The sequence below is a fragment of the Bacillus cereus group sp. BceL291 genome (assembly GCF_051776705.1).
GTDB classification, from domain to species: domain Bacteria; phylum Bacillota; class Bacilli; order Bacillales; family Bacillaceae_G; genus Bacillus_A; species Bacillus_A cereus.
In genome coordinates this window covers 1-24765 of the sequence record NZ_JBPWAP010000007.1, presented here as the reverse complement: position 1 = coordinate 24765, position 24765 = coordinate 1, and the positions used below count along the sequence as shown (strand labels likewise).

The following is a 24765-nucleotide window of genomic DNA, read 5'->3' as shown; positions in this document are numbered from 1 at the left end:
TTTCAAGAGTAGGAGAGAAATTACATGGAAAATAGATTTATTGATTTAACAGAACTATTCCAAATGCAAAGGGTTTTAGATAAGGATATCATAGCGAAGCATAAAGAAAATTATGCTCGCTATGACATGCTGTATAACAAGGTTTATGCACTGAAAAATGAAGTAAATGAAGCCTGGAATGCAACAAATTCTTTTAAAATGTGGTCCTTAAAATTTGAGCAACCTAAAGATACATTTTTAGAAGAAATGGTTGATATTTTGCATTTTTGGTTGTCGGTTGCTATGGACTTTAAAATCAAAAATCTACTTCGAACAATTTATATTACAGAAACTAAAATAAACGGTTTTAATAAAGCGTTCTTCCATATGGATAAGAATGCAAATCATCTTATTGGAAAAGCCGAATACAAAGACTCTATTGGCGCAAAAAGACCATTAATAATGATGATGGATTTATTCTATAAAATTATTGAATTTGCAGGTTTTACATGGGATGACGTTGTGAGAATGTATAAAGAAAAAAATCAGGAAAACTTTAATCGTCTTGTTAGCGGATATTAAGACCAAATTTGAATTTTGTACAAAAGTGAGGAGGGAATGCTTATGAAGGAGTTTACAGTTAAGGTTTACTTACACGATGGACTTGTTTTTGACGGTACAATGGCGGCTAATGATAGAACGGAATTAACAAATATTATTACTAATAAGAATACGATTCAATTTAATAATGCGATTGTAAAAACTAGTAAAATCCAAATGGTTGAAATTAAAAAAGAAAACTAAACAAAAGCGTTATTTGATTAAAAAATTGGGGGAATGGGAAATGAACAAGGATATTCAATTTTTAAAGGATTTGCAGCAGGAATTAAAAACACAAGAAACTGACGGAAACGAATCACCACGTTTTTGGGTAATCAAGGATTATCGATTTGTTCCAGGAAACGATAAATATGACAGTGGGCATGAGGAGCGTATCTATAACGATGGCGATCATGTTAAATTTCATAATTTTAGTGATTTGAAAGAGTTCTTGGAAGATATTTATGGAGAAGAAATTGAGGAAGACAAAACATTAGTGTCGCTTATTAATGATGAAAGAGAGAACTTCGATGAGTTATGGGAGTATGTAGAAAGTAATTTAAACGATAATGGTTTCTTTAATGCAGTTTTTGTTAAAGAGGAAGAATTTATTGTTCCTAACGCTATGTTCCTAACAAAAGAAGAAGCGAAACGCCACTTGGAACTTAATAAACATCATTTCTCTTCAAAGGCTCACACATACGCTATGACGGCTTGGAGAGCGCCAAAAGTGAAACGGTTGTTGAATATATTAGAAACATTTGATTGGGAGTCAATTAGTACAAAATAGTTATTTTATGGAGTGGTGTAGATGGACGAACATATAGCTATAAAAGAGTGGCACAGGATTTATCGTCTGTTTATTATTAGTCAGCTTTACACAACCCTTGACGATCAATCTTTCTTGTTGGGGGTTGCTGATGAATTTTATGAATTCTATAAAAAGATAGAATCTGGAGAAATAAAAATTGATGAATATGGTCAGTTAATTGAATAGAAAGGGCGGATAAAAATGAGATATCAATTTAGAGTTTGGAATGTAATGAGTAAAAAAATGATGGGATGGGGAGAAATCTTCGACTTACCCGCATGGGAGATCTTCCCCGGAACTCCAGAACAACGAGCGTTTCATGTAATGCAATATACAGGCTTAAAGGATAAGAACGGAAAAGAAATTTACGAAGGTGACAGTGATGGTTTTTACATTGTGAAAAATGGAGAATTCCCAGTTAGGTGCCATGAAACAGGGGAAATTATTGATAATGCTGTCGGGTGGTATTTAGATCCTATAGATAAATCAGTTGAGCCGTTCAATTGGGAAATCCCATTAAATACTTTTTGGATTAACAGCTTAGATGATGGTTTCGATAAAAATATTTACGATAATCCGGAGCTACTGGAAAACTAAACAAAATTCTTATTTGAATAGAAAAGGAGAAATGAAAAATGAAAAGACTAGAACATGATTTGTTAACAAGTAAGTATACAAAGGTATTTCATGAAGAGGAGTTTACAAACAATGCTCCACATCACTTCGAAGTTTATGCTAACACTGGAATCGTTATGTACAATCCTAATAACGTCGAGAACGATAACCCACTACCTTTAAAGGTTGGAGAAGTTGATTTTCAAGAAGGACCAATCAAAGAAGCTGGTATTAACGGTGTAATGAATGAAGATCTTATCGCTATGGTTATTTGTCGTCTTGAACATTTCAATCAAACGGATTTCCGTTGTAAAGAGAACTCAATGGCAATCACTAAGCTAGAAGAGGCGTTACTATGGCTTAGAAAACGCACTGTGGGTAGGGAAAAACGAGGCGTAGAAGGTACGCATACTAAATAAACAACTGAAAAAATCCTTATTTGGCAGGAGGTAGAGGGTATGAATTTAAAATGTAGCCAATGCGGAAAATACGGTAATCATAACGGCATATGCAAAGAGTGTTTTGAAAAGATACTTGTTAGAAATGGAGAAAAAGAAGGGGATGGAAGGTTGGATATAGATAAAGTGATTACTCAACTTATGGAAGCGGCAGTTAGTTGTAATCGAATGGCGGAGGAATATGGAGAAGGCGATTTAGCAGATTTAGAAACTTTAGGGTTTTATAAGGGGAAATCGGAAGCGTTTCAAGGCGCAGCACTTTTGTTAGCCGAATTGCAACTGGAAGATACATTGGCCAATTTAAAATAAAATCTTTATTTTGGTAGGAGGGGAGAATAGTATCATGACCAAAACATTATTTAAAGTTCCTGTTGGAGATTGGTCACAGGATGGGCATAATCAATATCAAGATTTTTATGTATATTGCAATTATCCAGTAAAAGTGATGCGACAAGCATATAAAGATACATGTGGAAAGATTGGATTACAGATGAATTGTAGTAAAAATTATACAGGTATCGAAGATCTTCCATTTCGAAATTGGAGATACCTTTTAGTAGAATGCGAAGAATCAAGTATTTGTGAGGAAGCTGTCGATATTTTATCTAAACACGGGTTTAGTTTCAATAATATTCATGTAGAAGATAAAGGGATATGTTTTTCAGAAAGTGACGTATTAGACCTATTTATGTGGTTTATATCTTATAGCATGCCAGCGGATTTTGAGTGGGAAGAATTTAAGATTGAAGCAGAACCAATAGTTGGTTACTGGAATAAAGAATTGAATCATCAAATTGGTTATGGAGTATTCTGCTAACAAAATCGTTATTTGAGAAAAAGGGGATTTGAATATGGCTTATAGCGGAGATCATGGAGCAGCGTTTGAGAATCTAATTAATTGGTCAAATGATATGTACAGAAGAAAGAACATAGCGTTAATTACAAAACGTGCTACACCTGTAGTTGTTACAAAACTATTTAAAGATGGAAGAATTAAAGAAGGCTATTTCGAAAAGAAATCAACTGTTGATTATGACGGAATATATAAAGGTAGAATGATAGCATTTGAAGCAAAAGCAACGACTAATAAAACAAGTTTCGCTTTAAAGAATATATCACCACATCAAATTGAATATTTAGAGCAGGCTGAAAAGCTAGGAGCAATTTGTTTCTTCTTAATTGAATTTAGTATAGAACATTCGGTGTTCTTAGTTCCCTTTGAAGTAATTAAAGAGTATATTCATGATGCAAAATTAGGTGGGAGAAAATCAATTCCGCGCTCTGTATTTGATAATAGAACTTATCTAGTAAAGTCAACCGATAGAGCGTTAGTGGATTATCTGCACCATGTAGATAAGTTGGAGTGGTCTGTAATATGAATAAAAAAGAAGCTCGCATTCAAATTTTAGATTTACAAGAGCAACACTGCGTAGGGTGTACTTATAGATATAGTAGGGATGTAGCGCATTGTTGGACAGAGTGCGAAGCGGGGATAAAAATTAATGAATTAGGGGTTCTATTAGGTGGTCGTATTGGTACTGAACAGAAGAAACCAAGAACAACTAAAGAATGGAATAGAATATGTAAGAATGCAGTAACGCTTAGTAAACAAGGACTAACATATGTTGAAATCGCAAAAAAATATAGTGTTACTACAGGTAACTTACATATACAAATGAAAAAGAGAGAATTAAAATAAATAATTTCACATACCGAAATAAGTATTAAAATAAAAAGAAAATAGTCCACATTCAAGGACGTTGATTAACTGTAAGAAAGAATATTTCTTACAACCAATCAGCGTCCTTTTTTTATTCTAAGGAGGACAAACTGCATGATAGACTTAATCAAACAATACAAAGAGACGTTGAATCAATTATTAGTTGCAAAAGAAAAAGCAAATGCCCAAGAAAATGAAAGAGATCAGAAAATTATAAATGGAATGATAAGTGATATTGAAGACTCTCTAAAGTGGATGCGTACAGGAAAAGAACCGGGACTAAAACGGGGGATCGAAAGGAGAGCTTCTTATCAAAGAGAAGTGAAAGTAAATCCATTGTTAATACAACGATATTTAAGAAGTAAGGAAACAGAGTATGAATGGGATAAAGAGCAAAAAGAGAATGCAATTACAACCTGGGAAAAGATACAGTTAGATGATGCTCTATCTACCTTGACCAAAACAGAAAAGGAAATATTTGTAATGTATAAGGCGGGGATGTTTACGCAGGAAGAAATTGCTGAAATGAGAGGTGTTACAAGGTCTACAGTTCAGCAGAATTTGCGTAGAGCGGATAAAAAAATTGCACAACAAGTAAAAGAAAGTCTCTTCTGTATGAATTGAAGGGACTTTCTTTTTAAAACGATTAATTTTGTCATCATAATGCCACCTATATATGAAAGCCGAAACCAGTTTCTATGGTAAATGATTGAATGAGCTTTGTTTTTCACCTCAGCGGTTCAATTGGCAACCATTAGAAAGAAATCCGTTTGTATAAGATGTTACGAACCTTATGCAAATACAATGTTCTTGATTTCTTAATTCGTAATTAGAATTACTAGATTATTAGTCTAAACGGTCTAGGAGAGCTTTTGCTCTTCTTCCAATTACTTAATTATACTGTAGATAAATAAAATTAAGTAATTGGAAGAAGAATAAAATTTTACCTCTCTAATATACTTTAACAAGGGACAAGCAGTGTAAAGCTTGTATTGGAGTGTTTTTATTGTATGAGAAAAATAACTTATGAGGTGATTTAGCATGAATGAAATTTGTATTAGTGATAAAGTAGAAGTTATTTCTAGATTTAATCCAGACTTATATGAAAAGGTTGGAACAGTATTACAAACAAAACTGGGTCCGCATGGCAAAGAGGTCAGAGTTGAATTTAGTGATGGATATGCAACTTGGATTGATATTGAAGATTTATCTATTATTTCAGAAAAATAGTACTTTCTAATATGTAAATTTGTTATAATATATTTGTGACAAATTTATACATTGGAGGTATGTCTATTGGATTTTAGAGTATATCAAGTAATTTACCCAGACGATTTAGCACAACATGGTCAAGCTTTATTTGAATTTCTTAGAGGAATGGCAAAACAACCAGGAGAGTATAGGTTTGACTATTGTATTACCAACGATATTGATTATTCTAATGATATAATTACATTTTGCTTAAGTGAAGGACATCAGTCGAATATCAGTTCTGTAGATGATGATAAAAATGCATATGTGCCAGAGGTATCACCATATTTGAGTACATGTGTAGCGTTAGATTTGCAAGAAAAACGCCTTTTAGTTCAACATAGGGATTATCCACCTGACAATTTGTCAAAGGATACTAATATGACAAGATTATCTTTAATGTTAAATCAAGCTTTTGAAGCTGTTTGTAATGCTATTTTTAACTACTTGGATACGACAAGAGAAGCAGATGATGAAGATTTTGCACATATTTTTAGGCATTATCGAATTACGATGCTAAGAGTTAGATTACATGAAACAGGAAGATATATCTCGGAAGAAGCACAAGTATTTGAAGACGAAATTACAAATGAACGTTGGAAGCGTGGATGGGCAGAAGATGGTAGTAGTATGCATGAAGTCATTCTTAAGGCGCCTGGACGAGGGGGAGAAGGAGATTTAAGAGAATCTCCTCTAGCTAAAAGTTTGATTAATTTAGTAAGAAAAGATGTAATGGAAATCAATTACTGGGATGACGATGGTGTTTCAGAATCATTATCTCGTAATGATTTCAGAAGGTTTAGTATAGCAGGAATTAATATTCATACATTAATTATTACTGCAATTCAAACTATTTCAAACGAAGTATACAATAGACGCGAAGAAATTCGTCGCTTTATTGCAACAAGAGACTTTGAATAAAACAAAAGCATTCCTTATGGAGTGCTTTTTATTATATAAAAAAGAGGACGCTCATATGGCGTCCTTTATGGTGTATTAGTTTTATCATTATATCCAAGATGTTCTTTTAAGGCTTCTGTTAATAATTTAGATTGATTTATATTCTTTTTTACAGCTTCTTCATCAAGCCATTGTGGAATAGTTAATGTTTTCTTTTTTAGTTTTACATTATCTTTGTTTCTATATGGTGGCATTCTAACATCTATTAACAAAATATGCTCATTACTATTTTCATTTATGATATCTGTTATCTGAGAAGGTGAAGGGATTGGATCGTTATCTTCCTCCATTATTGATAAGAAACCACCTAATACATCTCTAGCCATTATTAAAGCTTCTTCTTGATTCCTACCGCTTGTCATGCAACCAGGTAAATCAGGAAAAGTTACAAGTACACTATCATCAATATTAAAGTGAAATCTAGCGGGGAAAGCATAATAGTCTTTAGTCATAGTCATTCTCCTTTATAAGTTTTCTTTTAATTGGTTTGGTGTATAATATGTTTAAGTTCAAATTTGAAACGAGAGGGCTATTTCAGCCCTGCTTGTTTCAAGATAGCTTGCGTTAATCCAACGCCTAAGTCTTTACGGGGATGTGGGACGGGAATCTTAATCCCTGTAACTGGATGTTTGTAGTAGTGGTGGCTACCACGAACGCTATGTAATTCATATCCAGATTTCATTAGGCGTTTGATTATCGCTTTTGAACTTTCGCTTTTCAAATTATCACCTCCTTATCTATAATTAATTATAACACGTATTACGACACGTGTAAATAAAAAGTTAGCAATTATTGTGTTTTTTTGTGCATTTTTATAAATAAATATAAATATATTAAGCATCCATAATTGGGTGCTTTTTATTATATAAAAATTACATAGGTGGTGAAGAGATGAATCTAACGTTGCATAATGGAGATTTAAATAAGTTGGTAAGAGATAATTCACATGACAGTATCATCTTGAGAGTTGGTGAACAAGAAATGGTATCTCTGAAAAGCAATGGAGATATCTATGTTAAAGGTAAGCTTGTTGAAAACGATAAAGAAGTTGTAGATGGCATGAGAAAGTTCTTGATGTTATCTAGGTAAAGAAAAGCGCAAACGTGTTGCATTTAGGGAGAAGGGGTGAGAGGGATGGAAGATGTCAAATATACAGAAGTACCTTTTGAGGTAATGCTTCAATGTGATGGGGAAATTATATGTGAGTGTTGGTTACTAAGTAACAGCATTAATCAATACGGTGTAGACCTTAGACAACCAATGCTTTTTAACGAATTTCTTAGACAGCTTGGAACGCACCTAACTTCGATGAACTGTCAGTCTTTGTTTAAACAAGCAAAGTGGTATGTGATTGATGATGGGATTCAGACAAAACAAACGAACACAACGAACGAAAAAGAAAAGCAAGAATCAAATGATTCCTGCTAGGTGGAGAGCTACGATTAAATTGGCGATAGCAGAGATGCAACCGACAATATCAAATTCCCATTCTGAAGTGATCGTTCCGTTTTCTAATTCTGTCTTTCGAAATTTCATTTACAAAAACTCCCTTCTAAATAGGTAGTATTATTTGTTGTAAGAAAATTCACCTTACATAGCTATATACAAACTCAAAGGGAGTTCTCCACAAACGGATAAAATAACGGTAGTTAACAATGAAGTTTTTATAGTTTATATTTACGTTCAACTGTTTATATATTTTAGATGTATAAATTATAAATAGATATATGTATATGTCATTCTGTAAGAAGACTCTATTCTTACCTATTTACCTATACTTATATTTTTATTAATTTATTATGAAATGAATATTGATTTAAAGTATGTTAATGATAGCGAAGAATCCGCTGCTTTTTTATTTTATAAAGCAATTAGCGTGAGGTGAGTGATAAATGAAACTGCTTTTATTTTGGATTAAAGAAATGAAGGATGTTAGAAAGCATACAATTATTGGATTACGTTCTTACTTAAAACACAAGTTAAGGATTACCTATGATGACAGATGCTTTTTGTTTGGAGGTATTGATTCATATAGATATGATTACTACCTTTGGAAACAAGATAAAAACAATGTGAAAATTATAAGAAGGTAGGTGTGGTGATATGAAGTGAAACAAAAACACGAGTTAGCTCAAGAAGATTACATGCAAGGTATGAAGTATAAAGATATAGCCGAGAAACATGATGTTAGTGTAAATACTGTTAAGTCATGGAAAACCAGGTATAAATGGGACAGAAAAGGTGTGCATACAAAAGATGAAAAAGTACGCACACAAAAGAAGACAGGTGCACCCATTAATAATAAGAATGCTGTAGGTAATTCAGGTAATAAGAATCCTAAATGGGGTAATAAAAACGCTGTTGGTCATGGCGCTCCTTTACAAAATGACAATGCAGTAACGCACGGATTCTTCCGTAAACACTTCCCTGAAGATGTAGCTGATTTAGCTGCTGAGATCATGGAGAAGAATCCGATTGATATGTTATGGGAAAACATAACGATTCAATATACGGCTATTATTAGGGCTCAACGATTAATGTTTGTTAAAGATCAGGAAGATATGACTAAAGAATTGAAGAAGACCAAAGAAAGTTATTCTGATTCAGGAAGTTCATCTGAAAAAGAATGGGAAATCCAATTCGCTTGGGACAAACACGCTACATTCTTAAACGCTCAATCAAGAGCTATGAGCACGTTATCTTCTCTTATTAGAGACTTTGATAAGTTAGCTAATATAGATGATGAAAGACGTGCTAAATTGAGTCTGATGAATGCTCAGATAGATAAGATTAGAAATGAACTAAAAGATGAGAATCCAGCTGAAGATAAGATTGGTCAGTACTTGGATAAGTTAGAAGGTGCGTTTAAGAAATGAGCATGAGCGAACTGTATAACGATAAGCAACAACAAGTATTAGATTACGTTTATAACAATGATTACTTCATGTTGATTCAACACGGAGCGAAACGTACTGGTAAAACCATCTTAAATAATGATTTGTTTCTATCTGAACTAAGACGAGTAAGAAGAATTGCTGATAATGAAGGTGTAGATTTACCACAGTATATATTAGCTGGCGCGTCATTAGGTACATTAGCGAAGAACGTACTCATTGAACTTACAAATAAGTATGGCCTTGATTTTCAAATGGATAAATACAATCGTTTTAAACTATTTGGAGTTCTTGTATGTTGCACAGGGCATTCAAAGATAAGCCATTTAGATACTATTCGTGGTATGACTGCTTATGGCGCTTATGTGAATGAAGGTTCTCTTGCTAATAAAGATGTATTCGATGAAATTAAATCACGCTGCAGTGGTGAAGGTGCTCGTATATTAGTCGATACAAACCCTGATCATCCGGAACACTGGCTTAAAGTTGATTACATCGATAAGGACGATAACGTAACGATAAAAGCATTTCAATATGAATTAGATGATAATACATTCTTAAACGATAGATACAGAGAACGTATTAAGGCTTCTACTCCTACTGGAATGTTCTATGACCGTAACATAAAAGGATTATGGTGTAGTGCTGATGGGGTTGTATATAAAGACTTCAACAAGGATGTACATTATATAGAAGAAACTGATCTAAAAGATATTAAGTTCACGAAATACTTTGCTGGTGTCGATTGGGGTTATGAGCATTTTGGTTCTATTGTTGTTATTGGTGAAGATGATGAAGGAAATCTGTATCTTTTAGAAGAACATGCGAAACAACATGAAGAGATAGATTACTGGGTAGGTGTGGCTAAAGGCGTGAAAGAACGTTACGGCAACATCTTTTTTTATTGCGATACAGCAAGACCTGAATACATTGAACGATTCAAAAAGGAAAGACTGCGAGCAAGAAACGCTGATAAGTCTGTTCTATCCGGTATTGAAGAAGTAGCTAAATACATTAAATCTGAGAAGTTCAAAGTTGTCTTGCAGCGTGTAGAACGTTTTAAGAAAGAAGTGTTTATGTATGTTTGGAATAAACGGACAGGTGAACCTGTGAAAGAATGGGATGATGTATTAGATTCTGTACGATATGCCATTTATACAGAGAAGACTAAAAGTACTGCGAAAGTACTTAACATTTAAGGAGGTGAGGAATTGCGGAGTGAATTATATCAACACAATAACGGTATTAAGCTAACTACAATGCAAGAAAAGAAGCATTTGTTTAAGATAAGAAACAATAACTTTGATCCAAACGACTTCATTAAAGACTTCATTGATATTAGAAACGAACGATTACGAAAGTACAAACAATACACAACTGAAAAGAATGCTATTGATGATAGAAAGAAACCTAAAAGTGATTTGATTAAGGTTTGGAACAAAATACACAATAGTTTCTTCAATCTAATCGTAGATCAGAAGGTTGGATATGTATTTGGTAACCCTATCTCATATCAAATTGAAGAAGAAGTTGCTGACAATGAAAGAGAATGGGTTAAAGAATACTTATATAACCAAGATGTATTCTTAAAGGATATTGAAACAGGTACTCAACAGGCTGCATGTGGCGTTTCATATCGCTTATTAGATATAGAGACTAATATTATCGAAACTAACGCAAACCTTACGAACATTAACTCGTGGAATGCATATATGTTAGGCCATAAAGAATCTGCTGTTGTTTTGTCTGAAGATTACACAGAAAAGGGACATACACAGATACTTACACTCTATACAAAAGATGTAATCGTGGAATATCATTCTGTTACTTCAGATGTTAATGAAATGATGCAATTTACAGTTGCTGGTGGTAGAGATAACTTGTTAGGTATTGTTCCCGTATTTGAGTTTAGAAACAACCAAGAGATGCACAGCGATTTTGAAACTGTTGAAGATCTTAACGATGCATACGATAGAATGATTTCTTCTGGTGCTGATGAAGTTGAACAATTCCGTTTAGCTTATATGTTGATTACTGGTACTGATATAGACGGAGAAGAAGCTAAAAAGATATTCGAAGGTGAAACTGGTATTTTAAATATTCCTGATGCAAATGGTAATGCTACATTTTTAACTAAGATGATGCCAAAAGACTTCTTTGAATACTTTGTTGGAATGCTAGAAAAGAACATATTCCGCTTCTCGAAATCAGTTGATGTAAATGATGAGGCTTTTGCCGGTGGTAATGAATCTGGTGAAGCTCGTAAATGGAAACTGATTGCTCTTGAGTTTAAAGCGAATCTAACTGAATCGTGGTTTGAAAAAGGATTACGTGACATGTTTGAAGGTATTGTTGCTTATATGCGTATTAAACAAGGTATGAATAGCATTGTAAGTTCAAATATATACGCTGACTTTACTCGCACATTACCGGTTGATCTAGGTTACTTAGCTGATACATTAACGAAATTAACAACTATCTTATCTGAACGCACTGTTCTTGGAATGATCCCTGCTATTGATGATGTAGATGCAGAAATGGAACAAAAGCAAAGAGAACGAGAAGAAAAGATGAATGAAATGAACAGTTTCGGTGATTTCGGGCAGGTGAACCCAAATGACGCAGAGCAAACAGGAGAAGTACTGGACCAAGAGAAAGCAACAGATAATAAAGGTAGCGGACAAACACGCTGATGACGGTTTATTACTGTATCAGGCATTCTTTCAAGAGAAGTTAGCTGAAATAGAATTACTTATCCAGGACTATTACGATAAATACGGCAAGAATAACGTGATTGAGTATTATAAGCTGATGCAGGAAATGAGTGTAAGTGAAAGAAAAGACTTATATTCCAACTACCAGGAGCTTATTGCAAGGTATCCGCAGCTTAATAACTTTACAGAGATACGTTACAGCTTTTATAAGTTACAAAGATTAGATGGATTACTCGTCAATATCATGTACAAGCTCTATGAAATGGGAGCTATGGAAGAAGAAATACTAAAAGACAAACTTTCTCTTACTTACCAGGAAACATATTATCGCAACCTATATGACAATGCGATGTATTACGGAATGACTGGCACTTATCACGCTGTTAGTGAGGAAGTATTGCGAGCTACGTTATATAAGAAGTGGGTAAAGAATCAAAACTTCTCTGATCGTGTTTGGGGTAATACAAAACAGTTAACTTTATATCTGCAAGATGAACTACCTAAAATGCTTTCTACTGGCACAAGTTATAAAGAAGTAACAAAACAACTGCGTAATAACTTTGATGTTAAATGGCATGAAGCAGAACGTTTAGCAAGAACGGAAAGTGCTTTTATCACTGAACACGCTACACAAGACGCTTATAAACGAGATAATATCAAGCAATACCGTATCCTAGCAACATTAGATACTGTAACGTCAAAGATATGCAAGGCTCAAGATGGTAAAGTATATGATCTCGATAAAGCGGTTGTCGGTAAGAACTATCCGCCATTTCACCCACATTGCAGAACAACTACAATCAGCGCTACTTCTAAGATTGAATACCGTGCTATGAATCTAAATAGAGGTTATGAGCGTGTTCCTGATATGACTTATAAGAAGTGGGAAGATACTTATGTCAAAGCTGCATAGTGAAACACTTAATAATGTAATTGGTGTTGATGAAGCTCATTCTATTAGCGGTTTATCTGCTGGATATATTAAAAACTTATGTGCTGCAGGTAAAATCTCAGCTAAAAAGATAGGCAAGACATGGATTATAGATAAGGAACAATTTAATAGACACTACTCGTCCTGAGCATGACATTAAAAGGCTTATTTTTAATACCAAAATACCGAACTATTGGGGCTTGTACTCAATGGGGCGATAGGAGGAAATACACATGTTTAAGAAAGAACAGGAAACACAATATAGATTACGAGTAAAAGGTTTACAGCATTTTAGTGATCCAGAACCAAACGGCGGGGGAGATCCTGAACCTACTCCAGCGGGTGGCGAACCAGAATTCACGTTAGATCATTTTCAAAGTTTCTTAGATACAAATGTTGATGCACAAAAGGTTATTCAATCTCGTATCGATAGCGCTGTATCTAAAGGTGTTGAGTCATTTAAGACTAATAAACTACCTAGTATTCTTCAAGAAGAAATTGCGAAGCGTACAGAAAAGACGCCTGAACAAATTGAATTAGAAGGTATGAAAGCTGAAATTGAAAAGATGAAGGCTGAAAATACTCGCAAAACAATCGAAACAGAAGTTGCAAAACAAGCAGATAAATTAGGGATCGATGCTGATTTTGCTCTTACCTTCTGCGTGGATCCAACTTCATTAGATAACACACTTAAAAATGTAACTAAGTTCAACGAATACACTGAATCATTAGTTGCTGAACGTGTGCAAAAGAGCGTTGATGAGCGCTTCGCTAACAACTATGCAAAAGGCGCTGATTTAAAGTTACCTAATTCAAATGAAACAGGTAATACAAACAGCTTAGCCATCATTCAAAAACAAATGACCAAACAATAAGGAGTCGATAATAAATGAAAAAAACTGCTGATTTACTTTCCGTAGAGAAGATTGATCTATCTGAAGCTATTGCATATGCATCACCAATGGATACACCGTTTACAACATTACTATTACAAAACGGTTTAACTGCTGATGCAACGAGCACTGAAATCTCTTGGAGAGAAGCTGCTCTTGATTCAAACCGTAAAGGACCTCAATTAGAGGGGGCCGATGCAACAGATCCAAACAAAACAACTCGTGAATTAATCAAAAACAACGAGCAAATTTTCCAACGTACTGCAGAAGTATCTGGTTCATTAGAAGCTGTAAAAGTACCTGGTGTTCCTGGTGGAGAAATGGCTTCAGAAATTAATGACCGTATGATCGAAAGTAAAGTTGACTTAGAATGGTACGCATTACAAGGGACGAAAGCAGACGAATCAGGAACTACACCTCGCCAAATGAACGGTCTTATCAACTTAATTAATTCGAAAAATAAATTCGCACCTAAAGATGGTAAACTTTCTGCTGAAGATTTAATTAAAGCTTTCCGTCTTTGTTGGGAAAAAGGTGCTGGTGGCGACAAGTTAGTTCAATGTGGATCTACTGTTGCGGAATTCATTGATAAATTATTCAAAGTGGACAAAGGTGTAATGATTCCTGCTATCCAAGGTGGCGGGAATATCATTGGTTTAACTGCTGATGTAATTCACACTCGTTATGGTCGCGGTAACATCGTATTGAACCGTCACATGCCTGATGGCGCTTTAACAATTGTCGATTTAAATCAAGTTAAACTTCGCCCATTACGTAAAATGGTAGCTAAGCCACTTGCTCAAAATGGCGATTCTGAAAAACGAATGATTGTCGGCGAATACTCATTAGAACTTAAAAATAGTTATGCTGGTGCTGTTATTAACGGGATTACAGGTTATGTAGATCCATCAGCTCCAACAGTTCCACAAGGTTAATAGAAGGAGGAATATAAATGGCAACTAAAAAAGCTACGGAAACTACAACTTATAAGGTAATTGCGCCTAAACCATTTACTTATGTTGCTACAAACTATTTCGGCGGTCTTTGGGCTGATGAAAAGGGTGTATTTGTAACAGAAGACAAAACAACATATGAGTATCTGCTTACATTCGCAGAGTTTAAAGACATCACGGGTATTTAATCATGTTAACGCGAATTAAGATTCGTTTAGGGATTACAGATAATGCCCAGGATGATTTATTAAATGAATTGATTACTTCTACACGTGACGTTATTTCGTTGCGTGTAGGGGTGATTATATTCCCTAAAGTTCTAGAATCAATTGCAGTAGAAGTTGTAATCGCAGCTTACAATCGTAGAGGTTCGGAAGGGGCTTCTAGTGAAGCGGTAGATGTAATATCAACTTCTTATATTACTAACTTATTAGAACCGTATACAGAGCAATTAGAGAACTTCAAAAAGGGATTAACACAAGGAACTGAAGATGCCACTGGTACTGGTCGAAGTGGAGTGAGGTTCTTTTGAGATATGATGAAAAAGTTGAATACCTCGCTATTGAGTATGTAACAAATGAAATGAACGATAAGATACCTATCGAAAAGCCAATTGGTGTATTTGATAGCTTACTAACACCATTTTCATTGCAAGAAACTCAAGTATATGGAGCTTCTTATACAAAGACTAATGTAAAAGTGTTGTGTAGAGATCCGCAGTCTTTTAATGCCCGTATTCTCAAAGTAGAGAATCAGAAGTATGAGATTCTTGAAAAACGAGATTACAAGAAAGTTTTCTTATTCATTTGCAAAAAGGTTGTTGGTAAAAATGTCAATTCGAATTGATGTTAGTGGATTCGGACAACTTGCAGCAAGTATTGGTAGATACAATAACCAAATGAAACAACGGGTGAAAGATACCGTTGATAATACAACTACAGACATTCAATCACAAGCGAAAGCAGAAGCGAATGTTGATACTGGTGATATGAGACGTAAAATCGAAAAGAAGCCCACCGTTTCATCAGGTGGCACAATTAGAGGTAGCGTCCAATCATTGGCTGAATATACAGTCCATGTTAACTATGGTCATATGGTTAGAGCCGGACAAATATTTTATGACAAACGTTCTAAGTCATTCAAAAGAGTGAAAAGAACAAGGTTTATCCCTGGTAGTTATTTTTTCACAAGAGCAGTAACAAAGGGTAAGAATGAATTTGCAAGAGAAATAGGAAAGGCGTTGAGATACGATGGCTAACACTAGAGATACGCTTACACCTTTCCATATTGCTTTAGTTCAACGATTAAAACAACATGGAGTGGAAGCTTCATTTGATTATAACGAGGATGAAGAAGCTGACGAGAATGAAGAAGGAGGTATTTCCTTTCCTTTCGTCACCTTTGAAATCCCTACAATTGGTGATAACGCAACGAAAACGACATTTGGTGATAAACCTCTTGTCGTTTTTTATATCGTTGATGCACAACCAACAAACGGACGTTTATACGATATCAGAGCAAAAATTATACAAGCTCTAGAAGAGGATTTAATCCTTTCTAACAACTTAACATGCTCGAATCAGAAAACGGATGATTCAGGCGTTATACGAGATCCAGAGAGTGGATTTAGAACAGTTCGTTTAACATATCAATTTTATATTGAAGGAGTGAAGTAAATTGGCAGGAGAAGATTTAAAAATTAAAATTTCATCTTACTTAGGTGTAAAGAAAATTGTACGAATTATAGATTTAAAAACAAATAAAGTATTAGCTATCGGCGGCCAAAAAGAACACACAGGTAATCGTACTGCTGACACTATTGACGTTTCAACCAAAACTGGTGGAATCGAAAATATGAAAGAAGTTATGACTGCCTTAGGAGTTACTGATTGGCAGCCTAAAGAATACAACGACTATAAAGAATACATTCAAGGTCAGAAAGAATGGAGCTTTGATGTTTCTGGTGCGTTGCCTGCTAGTGATGCTGCGTATGACATTTTAGAAGCAGCTTATGAAAACGGGACTCCTGTTGCTGTTTCTGAATTAGATCTTGGCCGCATGAAAGAAAAAATCGGTATTGCAATCGTAACTGATCTAAGTGAAGAAGCTCCTATCGATGATTTAGCTGGATATTCTTTAACTCTACAAGGTACAGGCCCACAAGTTAGCAGAACTTATGTACCAACTCCACCAACTGGAGCTTAATTATGGGTAATCAAAAATTCATCCCCTCTACTCAATTAATAGTAGATGGGGATATTTATAATTTGCGACTATCTCGATACATGCGATTGCAGTTAGAAAAAGAATACAGCATGAATGTACAGCGTTACTACTCCATGATGTGTGTAAATGGAAATGTAGTAGATGAATATCAATTCGCAGCAGTAGTTTGGGCTTTATTGCGCGGTGGTGGGCAAAAGGTATCAAAAGAAAGAGCTTGTGACATTATTGAAGAAGCGGTAAATGATGAAGAATGTGGAATCATCAAGCTTTTTGAATCAGTGTTAGAAGCTCTTTCTGCTGCTTTTATGAATGAAGAACAGTTTAAAGAATACAAAAGACTTATTGAGGTTTATAAGTCCTCAGAAAGCAAAGAAGACACCGAAAAAAAGTAGATAATGACGAGCGTGATTTTTCTATGGCTATCCTTGAATTCGGCATAGAACCAGAAGTATTTTGGAATATGACCGAAAGAGAGTTCTTCACTCTTGTCATTTATGATCTACAGAAAAAAGAGAATGACATGTTACGAATGAGAGCGGTTGTAACGAATGCGATGTACAACATGAATCGTGGTAAGAAACCATTCAAAGAGTTCCCATTCGAAAATAGACAGTCACAAGTTAAAGTAATCAAACAAGCAGCAGATAAGGATAAGTTATTTGCTCAGTTCGGCGGGCAGGTGAGTTTATAATGGCTGGTCATGAACAAATTGGCGTTGATATAACCGTAAATAACGGACAGGCCGAAGCTGAACTACGAAGTTTCCAACAAACAGCAGAACAAACGGGAAGCAAAGTAGAACAAGCCTTTAGCAAGATTGGTGCCATCGGTGATAAATTAACAGTCGGAGTTACAACTCCTTTAGCTGCGGTTGCTGCTCTTGGTTTTAAAACTGCTGTTGATTTTGATAAATCACAAGGACAAATACAAGCGGCCTTAGGTGTGACTGAAAAAGGAGCTGAGAACCTTAACAACATTGTTAAAAAGGTTTGGAAAGATGGCTTCGGTGAGAGTACCGAAGAAGCGACAAGAGGGTTAGAAAAGGTTTATCAGAATATGCGTGATGTTCCTCATGAGGAATTAGAGTTAGCGACAAAGAACACTTTAGCTTTAGCTAAAACATTTGATGTGGATTTAAACGAAGCTACTCGTGGTGCTGGACAGTTAATGGGTGAATTCGGTTTAACTACTGAAGAAACATTTGATTTGTTAGCTGCAGGAGCACAGGCTGGTTTGAATTATTCAGACGAGTTATTTGATAACCTTTCCGAATACGCACCGTTATTTAGGCAAGCTGGATTCTCTGCTGATGAAATGTTCACCATACTCGCTAATGGTACCGCTAATGGATCGTACAATCTCGATTACATTAATGATCTTGTTAAAGAGTTCGGTATTCGTGTGCAAGATGGTTCTAAAGGCGTTGAAGAAGCCTTTGGGAAGTTACCTAAAAAAACTCAGGATATTTGGAAATCGTTCAATGAAGGAAAAGCAACTGCTGCCGATGTATTCAAGGCGGTTATTGGCGACTTGAAGGGTATGGAGAATCAAGTAGAGGCTACTCAGTTAGGTGTTTCTATTTTCGGTGTAAAATTCGAGGATATGGGAAACCAAGCTGTATATAGCCTGACTGATGTAAGTGGCGGTTTAGGTGAAACCAAAGGTGCTATGGACAAACTAAGAAAAGCGCAAGAAGAAACATTTTCTCAAAAATGGCAAAAGACATTACGTGAAGCACAACTGGCATTAGAACCACTTGGGAAAATGTTATTGGATATTGCTATGGAAGTCCTACCTAAAGTTTCCGCTGCTGTCAAAACTGTAACTGAATGGTTTGCTGGCTTATCTCCTGAAGCTCAAAAAACAGTGATTGCCATCGGTGGTATTGCTTTAGCTGCTGGTCCTGCTCTTTCTATATTAGGAAGAATGGGTGGAGTTATTGGTGGATTAGTTGGTAAAATAGGCGGTTTTGTAACTGCCGCTCGCGCTGGTGCTGCTGCAACTGCTGCTGTTGAAGGTGCTTCTGGCGCTGCCGCTTTAGGAATGGGTGGATTAGGAACTGCTCTTGGCGGTGCGGTTATTGCTGCTGCCCCTTGGTTAATTGGTGCCGCTGCTATCGGCGCTGCAGGTTATGGAATCTATAAAGCTATGACTCAGGAAGCTGTTCCGGCTGTCGATTTATTTAAAGATCGTATTAATTTAGCTGCTGATGGTACAGTACAAAGTGTTACGAAAATAAGTGAGAGTACAAAAAAAGCTGTTGGTTCATTCATGGAAATGGCTCAACAAGCAAATAGTGCAACCGTAACAATGTTCGCTCAACAAACACAGATAACGGATGAAAATATCCCTGGTATTATAGAGCGTTATAATGCTATGAGGGATCAAGTAGTTAACGCTTATGAACAAAAGAAACAATCTGCCATCCAAAAAACTCAAGAGGCTTTTCAAGGTGTAAAAGGTGTTACAGCCGAAGAACAACAAAATATTATGGATATGTACAACAAACACTACGAACTGCAAAAAGGAAAAGCTGAAGCAGCTAGGCAACAAATTTTAGATATTTGGAACAAGGCAAAAGATGAAAAACGTAGTATTACGCAACAGGAAAATGAACAAATCCAAAAGTTACAAGAGGTATTTAATGAACAAGCTATTCAGGCAATGTCTGAAAATAAAGCAGAACAAGAGGTTATTTTAAATAATTTAAAACAAAGTAAAGAACGTATGAATGCCGAAATGCTTAGCGATGCGGTAAAAAAAATAAATGAGACACATGATAAGACAGTAAAAAAAGCAGAAGAGGAACGTGACAAAAGAGTAAAACAGGCTGAATTAATGAAACAAGAGCTCGGAAGCGAAGCAGAAGAAACAGCGAATAAGTTAAAAGATGAGGCTAACAAAACATATGAAAAGGTTAAAGACAGTGCAGATAAAACGCGTTCAGAAGGGATAGATAAATTAAAAGGCTCTTATAAAAACTTAGAAGAACAAGTAGATACAAGCACAGGTAACATCTTAACTTACTGGGATAAAATTAAGAATTGGTGGAACAACTGGACACCAGCTAAGAAATTCATGGAAGTCGTTACTAAAGGCGGGGAAATGGATCAATATGCGCCTAAGAACGCAAATGGAACTCCTTTCTTCGGTGGAGGATTATCTTATGTAAACGAACGCGGTGGAGAAATTATGAATCTACCTCGCGGTACACAAATAATCCCTCACGATTTATCTAAACGATATATTGATAGAGCAGCAGATAAGGCATCGTCTAATAATAATTTATCTATGTATAGTCCGCCTTCACAGCCTGCTTATATAAATATTAATCTAGGGAAAAATCAATTTTCTAGGTTTGTAGAAGATATTTTTGCAGAGAACGACAGACAAACAGCCAGAAAGAAAAGTTTTTAATAAGGTGGTGATAATGTGATTATTTTTAATGGTATAGATATCATTAAACACTTCAACGAACTATTTGACGATGGGTTTTTAGTTGTTAATGATATAAGAGGAAGAAGTGTTTCTAATAATGAAGTACAAACTTTGTCTGTTCCTCATCGAGACGGAGCGTATTTTTTAAACGCTCGCAAACCAACAAAATCTTTAGAAGTTGACATCTCAATTAAAGGTAGTAAATTACGAAAAAGAATCGATGAATTAAATAATGTACTATCTGTTAATAAACCTGTACCAATTATATTCACAGATGAACCTGAATTTACCTATTACGGGATACCGGAAAGTATAAGTGAAAATGGAGAGATTGGAACTTTTCATAAAGTTACAATCTCTTTTTTACGTACTGATCCTATAAAATATGGACCTTTAAAATCGGTTGATTTTGAAAATGACGGTCAAGGGTTAATTGCTAATGTCAAAAACAAAGGATCTGTTCATTCAAATCCGATTATTGAAATTGATATTACAAAACCACATACTTTTTTAGACGTATGGTTTGAAGATAAATATTCAAAAGAGCCGGATTATTTCCGTATTGGATTTCCATTGAAAATGGAGCAATTACCCGTAGAAAGAAATCAAAGACTTATATGGGACGAAATGTCTACCACTGTAGGGTGGAGTAAAGTCAATTCTATGGAAGATGGTAATCCAGTTGGCGAAATGAAAACGGATAGTTACCAATTCTATTGTTCGGACTATGGTTCAGGTAATGGATGGCATGGCGCAGCTGTTAAGAAGAGTATCCCTGGCGGGCCAGTACAAGATTTTATTATGCAAGCCCACGTTACGTGTAAAAGTAAAAAGATCAATGAAATGGGAAGGGTTGAGATAGCCATACTCGATGAAAACAGCAAAGTTCTTTCAAAAATCGCTATGAATGACCTCTATTGGCAAGCAGAACAAAATTTTGGAACAATGGTAATTGGATATGATAATAAGCCTGGAAAAACAGGTTTAATTTATGAGAGTGGTGATTACCCGAATACATGGAATCAGTATTATGGTAGGTTGTGGATTGCTAGAACCGGTAATGATTGGGAGGCTTATATTTCAAAATTTCTTCCTGGAACAGAAAAAGATGATTCAGAGCGCTTTGCAAGATGGACCGATAAAGACAATAAACATATGGAAAAAGCAGCTCAAATACAGATTAGTATCATGCAGTGGCAAGATGTTCCGCCAGTAGAAGCGATGACAGTTTCTGATTTAAAATTTTGGAAAGTGAATTTAAATAATCAAAATACACCGCCTTATATAGTCGATGTTGGTGACAAAGTCGTAATTGATACAGAAACCAGCCATGTCAGTATTGAAGGGAAAAATGCTATTAACATAAAAGACATTTTTAGTAATTTTCCTATTATCAATAAAGGTACTAATAAACTTGAAATTATGCCTTCCGATATAGGAACAGCAAAGGTTAAATATAGGGAGCGATTTAGATGAGAACGCCAAGTGGGATACTTCATATTGTTGATTTCAAAACAGATCAGATTATATCAGTCATTCAACCAAAAGATTACTGGGAAGATAAACGTCATTGGGAAATTAAGAATAACATTGATACGTTAGATTTCAAAACTTTTGACGGCACTCCACATGCAATTACATTACAACAGCAGAACTTGGTTTTAAAGGAAGTACGAGATGGTCGAATTGTTCCGTATGTTATTAACAATGAAGTAGAAAAAGATTCAAATGATAGATCATTAACTGTGCATTCGTCTGGTGCCTGGGTTCAAATAGCCAAAGATGGGTTCATTAAACCACAACGCATTGAGAGCGAAACAGTTAATACGTTTATTGATATTGCTCTTGCGGATTCGAAATGGAAACGTGGAAAAACGGATTATTCTTCATTCCATACGATGACTATTGATGAATTTATCGATCCCCTCACTTTTTTAAAGAAAATTGCGGCTTTGTTTGAGTTAGAAATCCAATATCGTGTCGAAGTAGTAGGTTCTCAAATTACTGGCTGGTATGTCGATATGATAAAGAAACGTGGTCAAGAAACGGGAAAAGAAGTAGTGCTAGAAAAAGATTTAGTTGGTGTTAGACGTATTGAGCACTCAAGGGATATTTGTACAGCACTTGTTGGTTTTGTACGAGGTGAAGGTGATAAACCTATTACAATCGAAACCATTAATAACGGACTTCCTTACATTGTTGATAATGATGCGTTCCAACGGTGGAATGCACACGGAAAGCATAAATTTGGATTTTATACGCCAGAAACAGAACAAGATATAACTCCAGAGCGTTTAATGACTCTTATGAAAACAGAGTTAGCAAAACGTGTGAATACCTTTATTTCTTATGAAGTTCAAGCGCAAAGTATCGGTCGTATATTTGGACTAGCTCACGAATTGATAAATGAAGGTGATACAATCCGAATTAAAGATACTGGATTTACACCTAAACTGTATTTAGAAGCTCGTGTTATTGCTGGCGATGAATCATTTACTGATCCTTCACAAGATCAATATGTATTTGGTGACTATCGTGAAATTACTGATGCGAACGAAGAGTTAAGAAAAATGTACAATAAGATTCGTGCTACTCTAGGAAATAAAGCGAATAAAGAATTGTTAGATAGATTAGAAGAACTTGTAAAAGATACTGATAAAAAAGTAACTGAAGCGCAAAAAGATTCGCAAGCAGCGAAAGAGTTAGCAGAGAAAGTTCAAGAAAATTTGAAGAATAATACAGTAGAAATCATCGAGGCTGTAAATCAGCCAACGACGAATCTTAAAATTGGCAAGACGATATGGCGAGACATTAGCAACGGTAAACCTGGTGTTTTAAAAGTGTGGAACGGGAAAGATTGGGAGCTTCTTATTCCTGATGTGGAATCAATTAAAAAAGATACACTGGAGCAGGTTAATAAGGATATAGAACTCACAAAAGAAGAATTAAATAAGAAAGTGGAAGAAGCGCAAGAAGAAACCACTGGACAATTTAATCAAGTAACAGAAAGCCTTCAAAAAGTTACGAGAACTATTTCTGATGTACAAAGAGATCAAGGTGAAATTGATAAAAAAGTAACCAAGTTTGAACAGGATTCTGAGGGATTTAAAACTTCTATTGAAACATTAACGAAAAATAGTACTGATACTACAAGTAAAATCAACACCTTAGTAAATGATGTGGACGGAAATAAGAGAGTTATTTCTGAAGTTAAAGAAAGTGTAGCAAACTTTAATGACGATGTAAGAAACTTGTTAATCGGTTCCAAATCTTTTGATGGCGCTTTGACCATTGCGCAAGCAGACAATCGTTGGTGGCTTAAGTCAGCAGATAAAGTCAAAATTTCAAAGGATGTTTTTCAAGGGAATACAGTCGTAGAAACTCAATCATCATGGACTGCTTTAGCGTATAACTTCAAGGATTTAGTAGATCGAAAAGTTGTAAAAGTAGGAGATAAAGTAACCTATTCAATTTTTACTCGTGTAAAAGGTTTACCGGATGGTCAAGAGTTACAACACACTTTCTATTTCGCACCAGGTGCTACTGGAATTCGTCCAAATAAATCTACTAATCAATGGCAACGTGTAAGTGTTTCTTTCGTAGTGACAGCGGGCATGATGTCATCACCAGGAACGGATAACGAGAGTCATTTTCGTGTAGAGCCCGATGCAAACCCTCCTGCTGGTTGTTGGTATCAGCAAAGCTCACCGCAATTGATTATAACTATAGGTAACAAAGAATATTCGTGGCGACCTGCTCCTGAAGATCTTGCAGATGGCAATGTTTTAACCAAAGTAACAACAGAGATCAAAGAAGCAGCAGGGAAGATTAGTGAAAAGTTAACAAAAATAGAAACAAAGGTTAATAACGATAAAGCTGGTGGTCGTAATCTGTTATTAGATTCGAATGTCAAATATGAAAAAACAGATTATCTAATCAATCCATATTCTCTAACTGAAAATTTTGTTGCAGGTGAGGAATATACTTTTGTAATTAAAGGAAGTGTCCCGCAAGGCCAGCAATTTGGAATTTGGCAGAATGGTGGTTCAAATAATGTTGGATATGCAACAAGTGTCTATGCTAACGGAATAACTTATGTAACTTTCAAAGCTGTTACAACTACAAGTGGGAATGAACGGAGATTAAACTTATATAATTATCCAAATAATGCTACAAAGGCAACTGTAGAATGGGTTGCCCTATATAAAGGGAATAAGCCACAGGATTGGACACCAGCTCCAGAAAATCAAGTAACGAATGATGAATTCACTAAAAAAACAACCGAGATTGAAAAAAGTGTGAATGGTATTAAAGAAAGTATT

The 24765-nt window shown here is 35.3% G+C and carries 36 protein-coding genes; 33 read left to right on the top strand and 3 right to left on the bottom strand.

The window, feature by feature from the left end; genetic code table 11:
* The first annotated feature begins 24 nt into the window (after positions 1-24).
* The 13 genes from ACS2CR_RS07425 to ACS2CR_RS07365 all read left to right on the top strand — a co-directional run bounded on the left by ACS2CR_RS07425 (position 25) and on the right by ACS2CR_RS07365 (position 6355).
* Entirely contained in the window at positions 25-561 is a 537-nt protein-coding gene (locus ACS2CR_RS07425; RefSeq protein WP_060852356.1) for a dUTP diphosphatase, read from the top strand.
* A 42-nt stretch (positions 562-603) separates the two neighbouring features.
* A complete protein-coding gene (locus tag ACS2CR_RS07420) occupies positions 604-783 on the top strand; it encodes a hypothetical protein (protein ID WP_074643155.1) in 180 nt (59 codons plus the stop codon).
* A 40-nt stretch (positions 784-823) separates the two neighbouring features.
* Entirely contained in the window at positions 824-1369 is a 546-nt protein-coding gene (locus ACS2CR_RS07415) for a hypothetical protein (protein WP_060852354.1), read from the top strand.
* Positions 1370-1390: 21 nt separating this feature from the next.
* Positions 1391-1576, top strand: a complete 186-nt coding sequence (locus ACS2CR_RS07410) for a hypothetical protein (protein ID WP_060852353.1) — start codon at positions 1391-1393, stop codon at positions 1574-1576.
* 15 nt (positions 1577-1591) lie between these two features.
* On the top strand, positions 1592-1987 hold the full coding sequence (locus tag ACS2CR_RS07405; protein WP_060852352.1) for a YopX family protein: 396 nt from the start codon (positions 1592-1594) through the stop codon (positions 1985-1987).
* Positions 1988-2025: 38 nt separating this feature from the next.
* Positions 2026-2424, top strand: a complete 399-nt coding sequence (locus tag ACS2CR_RS07400) for a hypothetical protein (protein ID WP_042597317.1) — start codon at positions 2026-2028, stop codon at positions 2422-2424.
* Between the two features lie 39 nt (positions 2425-2463).
* Positions 2464-2772 carry a hypothetical protein gene (locus ACS2CR_RS07395; RefSeq protein WP_042597319.1) on the top strand — a complete coding sequence of 103 codons (309 nt, stop codon included), beginning with the start codon at positions 2464-2466 and terminating at the stop codon, positions 2770-2772.
* Between the two features lie 34 nt (positions 2773-2806).
* A complete protein-coding gene (locus ACS2CR_RS07390) occupies positions 2807-3280 on the top strand; it encodes a hypothetical protein (protein ID WP_052497242.1) in 474 nt (157 codons plus the stop codon).
* Between the two features lie 34 nt (positions 3281-3314).
* Positions 3315-3842: a Holliday junction resolvase RecU gene (locus tag ACS2CR_RS07385; RefSeq protein WP_033699649.1), complete on the top strand. Its 528-nt coding sequence runs from the start codon at positions 3315-3317 to the stop codon at positions 3840-3842.
* Positions 3839-4162, top strand: coding sequence for a zinc-finger domain-containing protein (locus ACS2CR_RS07380; RefSeq protein WP_042597321.1), 324 nt, complete (start codon positions 3839-3841; stop codon positions 4160-4162). The genes ACS2CR_RS07385 and ACS2CR_RS07380 overlap by 4 nt, the downstream gene beginning before the upstream one ends.
* A 135-nt stretch (positions 4163-4297) precedes the next feature.
* The gene (locus ACS2CR_RS07375; RefSeq protein ID WP_060852351.1) at positions 4298-4807 is read left to right on the top strand and encodes a sigma-70 family RNA polymerase sigma factor; all 510 of its coding nucleotides are present in this window, start codon (positions 4298-4300) and stop codon (positions 4805-4807) included.
* A gap of 417 nt (positions 4808-5224) precedes the next feature.
* Complete coding sequence (locus tag ACS2CR_RS07370; protein WP_016109416.1) at positions 5225-5413, top strand: hypothetical protein; 189 nt, start codon at positions 5225-5227, stop codon at positions 5411-5413.
* A 66-nt stretch (positions 5414-5479) separates the two neighbouring features.
* Entirely contained in the window at positions 5480-6355 is an 876-nt protein-coding gene (locus ACS2CR_RS07365) for a hypothetical protein (RefSeq protein WP_060852350.1), read from the top strand.
* Between the two features lie 65 nt (positions 6356-6420).
* Here the strand turns inward: ACS2CR_RS07365 and ACS2CR_RS07360 are convergent, their stop codons facing one another.
* Together ACS2CR_RS07360 and ACS2CR_RS07355 are read right to left on the bottom strand one after the other, a co-directional pair.
* Positions 6421-6846 carry a type II toxin-antitoxin system HicB family antitoxin gene (locus ACS2CR_RS07360; RefSeq protein ID WP_060852349.1) on the bottom strand — a complete coding sequence of 142 codons (426 nt, stop codon included), beginning with the start codon at positions 6844-6846 and terminating at the stop codon, positions 6421-6423.
* A gap of 77 nt (positions 6847-6923) precedes the next feature.
* Positions 6924-7115, bottom strand: coding sequence for a type II toxin-antitoxin system HicA family toxin (locus tag ACS2CR_RS07355; protein WP_000834382.1), 192 nt, complete (start codon positions 7113-7115; stop codon positions 6924-6926).
* A 170-nt stretch (positions 7116-7285) separates the two neighbouring features.
* Here ACS2CR_RS07355 and ACS2CR_RS07350 point away from each other — a divergent pair, with 170 nt between their 5' ends.
* Complete coding sequence (locus ACS2CR_RS07350) at positions 7286-7483, top strand: hypothetical protein (RefSeq protein ID WP_042597329.1); 198 nt, start codon at positions 7286-7288, stop codon at positions 7481-7483.
* A 45-nt stretch (positions 7484-7528) separates the two neighbouring features.
* The gene (locus ACS2CR_RS07345) at positions 7529-7822 is read left to right on the top strand and encodes a hypothetical protein (RefSeq protein ID WP_060852348.1); all 294 of its coding nucleotides are present in this window, start codon (positions 7529-7531) and stop codon (positions 7820-7822) included.
* Here ACS2CR_RS07345 and ACS2CR_RS07340 read toward each other — a convergent pair.
* Positions 7805-7930, bottom strand: a complete 126-nt coding sequence (locus tag ACS2CR_RS07340) for a hypothetical protein (protein ID WP_254904479.1) — start codon at positions 7928-7930, stop codon at positions 7805-7807. The two genes, ACS2CR_RS07345 and ACS2CR_RS07340, sit on opposite strands and share 18 nt — an antisense overlap.
* Before the next feature lie 572 nt (positions 7931-8502).
* Here ACS2CR_RS07340 and terS point away from each other — a divergent pair.
* The 18 genes from terS to ACS2CR_RS07250 form a co-directional block, all read left to right on the top strand.
* Complete coding sequence (gene terS, locus ACS2CR_RS07335) at positions 8503-9270, top strand: phage terminase small subunit (protein ID WP_042597334.1); 768 nt, start codon at positions 8503-8505, stop codon at positions 9268-9270.
* Positions 9267-10487 (top strand): PBSX family phage terminase large subunit, encoded by a 1221-nt coding sequence (locus tag ACS2CR_RS07330; RefSeq protein ID WP_042597336.1) that lies wholly within the window; start codon positions 9267-9269, stop codon positions 10485-10487. Before terS ends, ACS2CR_RS07330 begins: the two co-directional genes overlap by 4 nt.
* Before the next feature lie 12 nt (positions 10488-10499).
* The gene (locus ACS2CR_RS07325; RefSeq protein ID WP_042597338.1) at positions 10500-11981 is read left to right on the top strand and encodes a phage portal protein; all 1482 of its coding nucleotides are present in this window, start codon (positions 10500-10502) and stop codon (positions 11979-11981) included.
* On the top strand, positions 11905-12915 hold the full coding sequence (locus ACS2CR_RS07320; RefSeq protein WP_228492420.1) for a minor capsid protein: 1011 nt from the start codon (positions 11905-11907) through the stop codon (positions 12913-12915). The genes ACS2CR_RS07325 and ACS2CR_RS07320 overlap by 77 nt, the downstream gene beginning before the upstream one ends.
* On the top strand, positions 12899-13081 hold the full coding sequence (locus ACS2CR_RS07315) for a helix-turn-helix domain-containing protein (protein ID WP_042597339.1): 183 nt from the start codon (positions 12899-12901) through the stop codon (positions 13079-13081). The genes ACS2CR_RS07320 and ACS2CR_RS07315 overlap by 17 nt, the downstream gene beginning before the upstream one ends.
* Positions 13082-13166: 85 nt before the next feature.
* Positions 13167-13808: a capsid assembly scaffolding protein Gp46 family protein gene (locus ACS2CR_RS07310; RefSeq protein ID WP_042597341.1), complete on the top strand. Its 642-nt coding sequence runs from the start codon at positions 13167-13169 to the stop codon at positions 13806-13808.
* A 14-nt stretch (positions 13809-13822) separates the two neighbouring features.
* Positions 13823-14761 carry an SU10 major capsid protein gene (locus ACS2CR_RS07305; RefSeq protein WP_042597343.1) on the top strand — a complete coding sequence of 313 codons (939 nt, stop codon included), beginning with the start codon at positions 13823-13825 and terminating at the stop codon, positions 14759-14761.
* Positions 14762-14778: 17 nt separating this feature from the next.
* A complete protein-coding gene (locus ACS2CR_RS07300) occupies positions 14779-14967 on the top strand; it encodes a hypothetical protein (protein WP_042597344.1) in 189 nt (62 codons plus the stop codon).
* 2 nt (positions 14968-14969) lie between these two features.
* Entirely contained in the window at positions 14970-15311 is a 342-nt protein-coding gene (locus ACS2CR_RS07295; RefSeq protein ID WP_042597346.1) for a phage head-tail connector protein, read from the top strand.
* Complete coding sequence (locus tag ACS2CR_RS07290; RefSeq protein ID WP_042597348.1) at positions 15308-15625, top strand: hypothetical protein; 318 nt, start codon at positions 15308-15310, stop codon at positions 15623-15625. The genes ACS2CR_RS07295 and ACS2CR_RS07290 overlap by 4 nt, the downstream gene beginning before the upstream one ends.
* A complete protein-coding gene (locus tag ACS2CR_RS07285) occupies positions 15609-16037 on the top strand; it encodes an HK97 gp10 family phage protein (RefSeq protein ID WP_042597350.1) in 429 nt (142 codons plus the stop codon). The genes ACS2CR_RS07290 and ACS2CR_RS07285 overlap by 17 nt, the downstream gene beginning before the upstream one ends.
* Positions 16030-16455, top strand: a complete 426-nt coding sequence (locus tag ACS2CR_RS07280; protein WP_042597352.1) for a hypothetical protein — start codon at positions 16030-16032, stop codon at positions 16453-16455. The genes ACS2CR_RS07285 and ACS2CR_RS07280 overlap by 8 nt, the downstream gene beginning before the upstream one ends.
* A 1-nt stretch (position 16456) precedes the next feature.
* The gene (locus ACS2CR_RS07275) at positions 16457-16984 is read left to right on the top strand and encodes a phage tail tube protein (protein WP_042597354.1); all 528 of its coding nucleotides are present in this window, start codon (positions 16457-16459) and stop codon (positions 16982-16984) included.
* Positions 16985-16986: 2 nt separating this feature from the next.
* Positions 16987-17397, top strand: coding sequence for a hypothetical protein (locus tag ACS2CR_RS07270; RefSeq protein WP_042597355.1), 411 nt, complete (start codon positions 16987-16989; stop codon positions 17395-17397).
* 23 nt (positions 17398-17420) lie between these two features.
* Complete coding sequence (locus tag ACS2CR_RS07265; RefSeq protein WP_042597357.1) at positions 17421-17696, top strand: hypothetical protein; 276 nt, start codon at positions 17421-17423, stop codon at positions 17694-17696.
* On the top strand, positions 17696-20422 hold the full coding sequence (locus ACS2CR_RS07260) for a phage tail tape measure protein (protein WP_080775463.1): 2727 nt from the start codon (positions 17696-17698) through the stop codon (positions 20420-20422). Before ACS2CR_RS07265 ends, ACS2CR_RS07260 begins: the two co-directional genes overlap by 1 nt.
* A 15-nt stretch (positions 20423-20437) precedes the next feature.
* Positions 20438-21919, top strand: coding sequence for a distal tail protein Dit (locus tag ACS2CR_RS07255; RefSeq protein WP_060852347.1), 1482 nt, complete (start codon positions 20438-20440; stop codon positions 21917-21919).
* Positions 21916-24765: phage tail spike protein (locus ACS2CR_RS07250; protein WP_438906061.1), on the top strand; the 2850-nt coding region annotated here is incomplete at its 3' end. The genes ACS2CR_RS07255 and ACS2CR_RS07250, both read left to right, overlap by 4 nt.